The sequence below is a fragment of the Blastococcus sp. SYSU DS0552 genome (assembly GCF_054050815.1).
Genome location: NZ_JBJHAB010000040.1, coordinates 1 through 5,639 on the forward strand (window position 1 = coordinate 1; position 5,639 = coordinate 5,639).

Below are 5,639 nucleotides of genomic sequence, written 5' to 3' on the forward strand. Positions count from 1 at the left end.
CCCCCCCCCCCCCCCCCCCCCCCCCCCCCCCCCCCCCCCCCCCCCCCCCCCCCCCGCCCCCCCCCCCCCCCCCCCCCCCCCCCCCCCCCCCCCCCCCCCGGCAGGTGAGCCAGGACGTCGCTCAGAGCCCGAGTTCGGCGCGGATCTCGTCGCCGTGCTGGCCGGGCCGCGGAACGCTGCCGGCGGCGCCCGGCGTGCGGGAGAACCGGGGGGCCACCTCGGGCTGCCGCACCCCGTCGACCTCGACGAACACCCCCCGCTCGCGGTTGTGCCGGTCCTCGGTCGCCTCCAGCAGCGACCAGACCGGCGCGACGCAGGCATCCGTGCCCTCGAACACCGACCACCACTCGGCGCGGGTGCGGGAGGCAAAGACCCCGGCGAACCGCTCCCGCAGCGCCGGCCACTGCCGGGGGTCCTCGCGGCGTGGCAGCGTCTCGTCCCCGGCGAGCCCGAGGCCCTCGAGCAGCGCGGCGTAGAACTGCTCCTCCAGCGCGCCGACGGCGAGGAACTGGCCATCGGCGCAGCGGTAGACGTCGTAGAACGGCGCCCCGGTGTCCAGGAGGTTGCGACCGCGGCGGTCGGTCCACGCCCCGGCGTCCAGCATCCCGTGGATCATCGTGGTCAGGACGGCGGTGCCGTCGACGATCGCCGCGTCGACCACCTGCCCCTCCCCCGTGGCCCGGGCGTGCAGCAGCGCGGCGAGCGCACCGAGCGCCAGGAACACTCCCCCGCCCCCGAAGTCGCCGAGCAGGTTCAGCGGCGGGGCCGGGCGCTCGTCCGGGCGCCCGCTGGCGCCCAGCGCGCCGGTCAGCGCGATGTAGCCGATGTCGTGGCCGGCGCTGTGCGCGAGCGGCCCGGTCTGCCCCCAGCCGGTCATCCGGCCGTAGACGAGCGCGGGGTGCTCCCCCAGCAGCTCGTCCGGTCCCAGCCCCAGACGCTCCATCACGCCCGGGCGGAACCCCTCCAGCAGGACGTCGGCCCGCCGCACAAGGGCGCGCACCACGCCGACGTCGTCCGGGTCCTTGAGGTCGAGCGCGATCGAGCGCTTGCCGCGGTCGAGCAGCGAGGTCGCGCCCAGCGAGCCCAGCAGTCCCCCGCGGTCGCCCTTGCGGTCGATGCGGACGACGTCGGCACCGAGGTCGGCCAGCAGCATCCCGCAGAACGGACCGGGCCCGAGCCCGGCGAACTCGACGACCCGCACACCTTCCAGCGGTCCCACGGCGTCCTCCCCTGCTCCGGGCCGCGCTCGTGCGACCCTCCCGGGGGCATGCTGCCCGACGCCGCACCCGGGAGGAGAGCCTGGTCACATGGCCTACCTGCTCGCTGCCCTGGGCGGCGCGCTGGGTGCCCTCGCCCGCTGGGCGGTGGCGGAGGCGCTCCCGCCGTCCCCCGCCGGCCTGCCCTGGGCCACCCTCGGCGTGAACGTGACCGGCTGTCTGCTCCTCGGCGCGCTGGCGGCCGTCCTGGTGGCGCGCGCCCCGGGCTCCCCCTGGGCCCGCCCGTTCCTGGGCGTGGGCGTGCTCGGCGGCTTCACCACGTACTCGACCTTCGCGGTGGAGGTGGTGCGGCTGGTGGAGTCCGGCGCGGTCGGCACCGCGCTGTCCTACGTCGCTCTCTCGGTGCTCGGCGGCGTCGCCGCCGCGGCCGCTGGGACGCTGGCCGGCCGCGCCCTCGCCGGAGGATCCCGGTGACGCCGTGGCTGGTGGTCGCGGGCGCCCTGGTCGGCGCGCCGCTGCGCCTGCTGGCCGAGCGGGTCGCCGTGGCCCGCTGCGGAACCGGCAGCGTGCTGGGCACCTTCACCGTGAACGTGGCGGGCAGCGCACTGCTCGGCGTGCTCCTCGGGACCGCCACCGCCCCGGCGTGGGTCGTCGCGCTGGTGGGCGTCGGCCTGTGCGGCACCCTCACCACGTTCTCGACGTTCGGCACCGAGGTGGTCCGGCTCGCGGAGGCCCGCGCCCCCCTCCGCGCCGTGGGCTACGTCGCCGCGACCGTGCTGGTGGGACTGGCGGCCGCGGCGGGCGGGTACGTGCTCGGCCGGGTGATCTGAGCGGCCCCGCGCAGCGGGACGGGCAGGTGCTGGATAGGGTCAGGGCGGTATGGCGGAGAACACGGAGCAGAGGGTCGGGGCCGACAGCCCCGTCGTCGTGGTCGCCAACCGGCTGCCGGTCGACCAGGTCACCGATCCGGACGGCAGCACCCGGTGGCAGCGGAGCCCCGGCGGGCTGGTCACGGCGCTCGAGCCGTTCGTCGCCGGGCGCGGTGGCGCGTGGGTCGGCTGGTCCGGGTCCGCCGGCGAGGCGCCCGAGCCGTTCGAGTCCGGTGGCATGTCGCTGATCCCCGTCGAGCTCAGCGAGGAGGAGGTCGACCGCTACTACGAGGGCATGTCGAACGCCTCGCTGTGGCCGCTGTACCACGACGTGGTCGAGAAGCCCGAGTACCACCGCGCCTGGTGGGACACCTACGTGCAGGTCAACAAGCGGTTCGCCGAGCGCACCGCGGCGGTGGCGGCCGAGGGCGCCATCGTCTGGGTGCACGACTACCAGCTGCAGCTGGTGCCGGCGATGCTGCGCCAGGTCCGGCCGGACCTGACCATCGGCTTCTTCCTGCACATCCCGTTCCCGCCCTACGAGCTCTTCACCCAGCTCCCCTGGCGGTCGGCCATCGTGGAGGGCCTGCTCGGCGCGGATCTGGTCGGTTTCCAGCGCCCGTCGGCGGCCGTGAACTTCGTGCAGCTCGCCCGGCGGTTGCACGACCTGAGCTGCAAGCGCGATCAGATCGAGTACGACGGCCGCACGGTGGTGGCCAAGGCCTTCCCGATCTCCATCGACGTCCGGGCCTTCGACGAGCTCGCCTCCTCGCCGGAGGTGCTCGCCCGGGCGAAGGAGATCCGCGCCGAGCTCGGCAACCCGGACAAGATCATCCTGGGTGTCGACCGGCTGGACTACACCAAGGGCATCAGCGTCCGGCTCAACGCGTTCCAGGAGCTCCTCGAGGACGGTGCGATCGAGGCGCCGGACACGGTGCTGGTGCAGGTCGCGACGCCGAGCCGGGAGCGCGTCGAGCACTACGTGCACATGCGGGAGACGATCGAGCAGCAGGTCGGCCACATCAACGGCGTCTTCGGGTCCATCGCCGGCCCGGCCGTCCACTACTTCAACCAGTCGATGCCGCGCGAGGAGCTCGCCGCGCTCTACCGGGCCGCCGACGTCATGCTCGTGACCCCCTACCGCGACGGCATGAACCTGGTGGCCAAGGAGTACGTCGCGGCGCGCGGTGATCTCCGTGGCGCGCTGGTGCTGTCGGAGTTCGCCGGGGCGGCGGCCGAGCTGCGGCAGGCCCTCCTGGTCAACCCGCACGACATCGCCAGCGTCAAGACACAGCTGGTCCGGGCGCTGCGCATCGAGCCGGCCGAGGCGGCCAAGCGGATGCGGACCATGCGCCGGCACCTGTTCCGCAACGACCTGGACCACTGGGCCAGTTCGTTCTTCGAGGCGCTGCGGGGCCAGGCGTGACCTCCCCCGGCCTCGACGAGGCGCTGACGGCGCTCGCCGCACGCCGACCGCTGCTGGTGGCCAGCGACTACGACGGCGTCCTCGCCCGACTGCGCGACGACCCGGCGGCGGCCGTCCCGGAGCCTGGCGTGGCCGAGGCGCTGGCGCGGCTGGCGGCGGCCGACGGCGTCACGGTGGCCCTGGTCAGCGGTCGCGGGGTGGAGGACCTGCGCCGGACCAGCGGCCTGTCCGGTCCCTTCCGCTGGATCGGCAGCCACGGGGCGGAGTTCGACGGGCCCCTCGCCGGCGCGGACGCCGGTCGGCGGGACGAGCTCGCCGGGGTGCTGCGGCCGCTGGTCGAGAGCACGCCCGGCGCTCGGCTGGAGATCAAGCCGGCCAGCGTCGCCGTCCACGTGCGGCAGGTGGCCGATCGCACCCGAGCGGCCGAGCTGCTGGAACAGGCCCGCCGGGCGGTGGATCCGTCACTGACGCTCAAGCCGGGCAAGGACGTCCTCGAGGTCGCCGTCACCGACGCGCACAAGGGCGCCGCGCTGCAGCGGCTCGTCGGCGAGCTGGGTGCCCGGGCGGCGCTGTACCTGGGCGACGACGTCACCGACGAGGACGCGTTCCGGGCCCTGCGGCCGGATGACCTGACGGTCAAGGTCGGCGACGGCGAGACAGCCGCCCGCCACCGCGTGGCCGGGCCCGAGGATGTGGTGGGCCTCCTCGGGGCGCTCGCCGACCGCCTGGGCTGAGCCCGCTCCGTCTCCGTGTCGCGCCGCGCGGCGCGCGACCGGACCGCTGCCCGGCGGTCACCGGGCCCTGGGGTGTCGACATGCCCGCAATACCCTTCCTCGAAATGCGGGAATGGACCTGGCACGCGACGACGAGCGTCTCGGGATTGTCGATGAATCGCGTGCCGGAGTCGCTGACCCGGCGATGGCATAACGATGTGCAATCCGCTGCGGAACGGTGCTCTGCGACCTGGGTGGAGTCACAACAATGAGCGAGCCGCCACACCGGCGGGCACCTCTCCCTCAGGACGGTCCAGCGTGCACGCACCACTCCCCTCCCCCGGTACCCGGCGGCGTGCCGGGTGGTTCGCCGACCGCCCCCTGGCGGTGAAGTTCGGCATCCTGATCGGTGTCGTCGTGACCGCCTTCGCGGGGCTGCTGTCCGCGGTCCTGGTCGGCAATGCGACGGTGCACGACGCGAACGCCGAGCTGCAGCGCCTCAACGAGGCCGAGGAGCTGGTGCTCCAGCTCGACACCCGGGCCAGCGAGCTGAAGGTGGACGGCTTCAAGACGCTCGTCCGGGAGGATCCCCAGGCCCAGCGCGCCGAGCTCGCCGAGGACATCGCCACGCCCGAGGGCATGCTGGCCGAGCTCGCCACGATCCGCCTCAGCGGCCGGGCGGCCGACTCGGTGGCCGGCCTCTCCGAGAGCTTCGAGGCCTACACCGATGCCATCTCCGCGTGGGTGGACCTGGCCGTCGCCGACCCCGCCGCGATGCGGCCGCGCTGGGAGGAGATCCAGCAGGCGAACGACCTGACCGACGGCGCCGTCAGCGAGGCCAAGGACGTCCTGGGGACCGAGAGCGACGCCGCGCAGGTCCGGCTCGACGACGCGCTGGCGCGGGCGGCGGTCGTGGCGGAGATCGCGGCCGCCGTCGGCGTCCTGGTGATCATCGCGATCAGCGTGCTGACGCTGCGCTCGGTCACCCGGCCGGTCCAGCGGGTGAAGCAGTCCCTGGACGCCCTCGCGACGGGCGACATGACCGTGGACACCGGGGTCTCCTCCCGGGACGAGGTCGGTCAGATGGCGGCCGCGCTCGACACCGCCCGGGCCAGCCTGCGGGGTGTGCTCGCCTCGGTCGCCGACTCGGCGAACGCCGTCGCGGCGTCGTCGGAGGAGCTGTCGGCGTCCTCGGCGCAGATCTCGGCGGGTGCGGAGGAGACCTCGACGCAGTCCGGGGTGGTGGCCTCGGCGGCCGAGGAGGTCTCCCGCAGCGTGGAGACGGTCGCCGCGGGTGCGGAGCAGATGGGTGCCTCGATCCGGGAGATCGCGTCCAACGCGGCGGAGGCCAGCGAGGTGGCGGCGCGTGCGGTGACGGCGGCGGAGACGACGACCGCCACCGTGGCCAAGCTGG

The 5,639-nt window shown here is 74.7% G+C and carries 6 protein-coding genes; 5 read left to right on the forward strand and 1 reads right to left on the reverse strand.

What is annotated here, in order from left to right; all coding sequences use genetic code 11:
* Positions 1-121: 121 nt before the first annotated feature.
* Positions 122-1,219 carry a CaiB/BaiF CoA transferase family protein gene (locus ACI8AG_RS20390; protein ID WP_456598483.1) on the reverse strand — a complete coding sequence of 366 codons (1,098 nt, stop codon included), beginning with the start codon at positions 1,217-1,219 and terminating at the stop codon, positions 122-124.
* 88 nt (positions 1,220-1,307) lie between these two features.
* Between ACI8AG_RS20390 and crcB the strand changes: the two genes are divergently transcribed.
* The 5 genes from crcB to ACI8AG_RS20415 all read left to right on the forward strand — a co-directional run.
* Entirely contained in the window at positions 1,308-1,691 is a 384-nt protein-coding gene (gene crcB / locus ACI8AG_RS20395) for a fluoride efflux transporter CrcB (protein WP_456598484.1), read from the forward strand.
* Positions 1,688-2,047, forward strand: a complete 360-nt coding sequence (locus ACI8AG_RS20400; protein WP_456598485.1) for a fluoride efflux transporter FluC — start codon at positions 1,688-1,690, stop codon at positions 2,045-2,047. Before crcB ends, ACI8AG_RS20400 begins: the two co-directional genes overlap by 4 nt.
* Before the next feature lie 49 nt (positions 2,048-2,096).
* Positions 2,097-3,512, forward strand: a complete 1,416-nt coding sequence (locus tag ACI8AG_RS20405; protein ID WP_456598486.1) for an alpha,alpha-trehalose-phosphate synthase (UDP-forming) — start codon at positions 2,097-2,099, stop codon at positions 3,510-3,512.
* Complete coding sequence (otsB, locus tag ACI8AG_RS20410) at positions 3,509-4,246, forward strand: trehalose-phosphatase (RefSeq protein ID WP_456598487.1); 738 nt, start codon at positions 3,509-3,511, stop codon at positions 4,244-4,246. The genes ACI8AG_RS20405 and otsB overlap by 4 nt, the downstream gene beginning before the upstream one ends.
* A 297-nt stretch (positions 4,247-4,543) precedes the next feature.
* Positions 4,544-5,639 (forward strand): methyl-accepting chemotaxis protein (locus tag ACI8AG_RS20415; RefSeq protein WP_456598488.1); only part of this gene is annotated, 1,096 nt, incomplete at its 3' end.

Excerpts from the sequence above, each read along its gene's own strand:
- crcB (WP_456598484.1), top strand. The coding sequence starts at position 1,308 with ATGGCCTACCTGCTCGCTGCCCTGGGCGGCGCGCTGGGTGCCCTCGCC.
- ACI8AG_RS20405 (WP_456598486.1), top strand. The coding sequence starts at position 2,097 with ATGGCGGAGAACACGGAGCAGAGGGTCGGGGCCGACAGCCCCGTCGTC.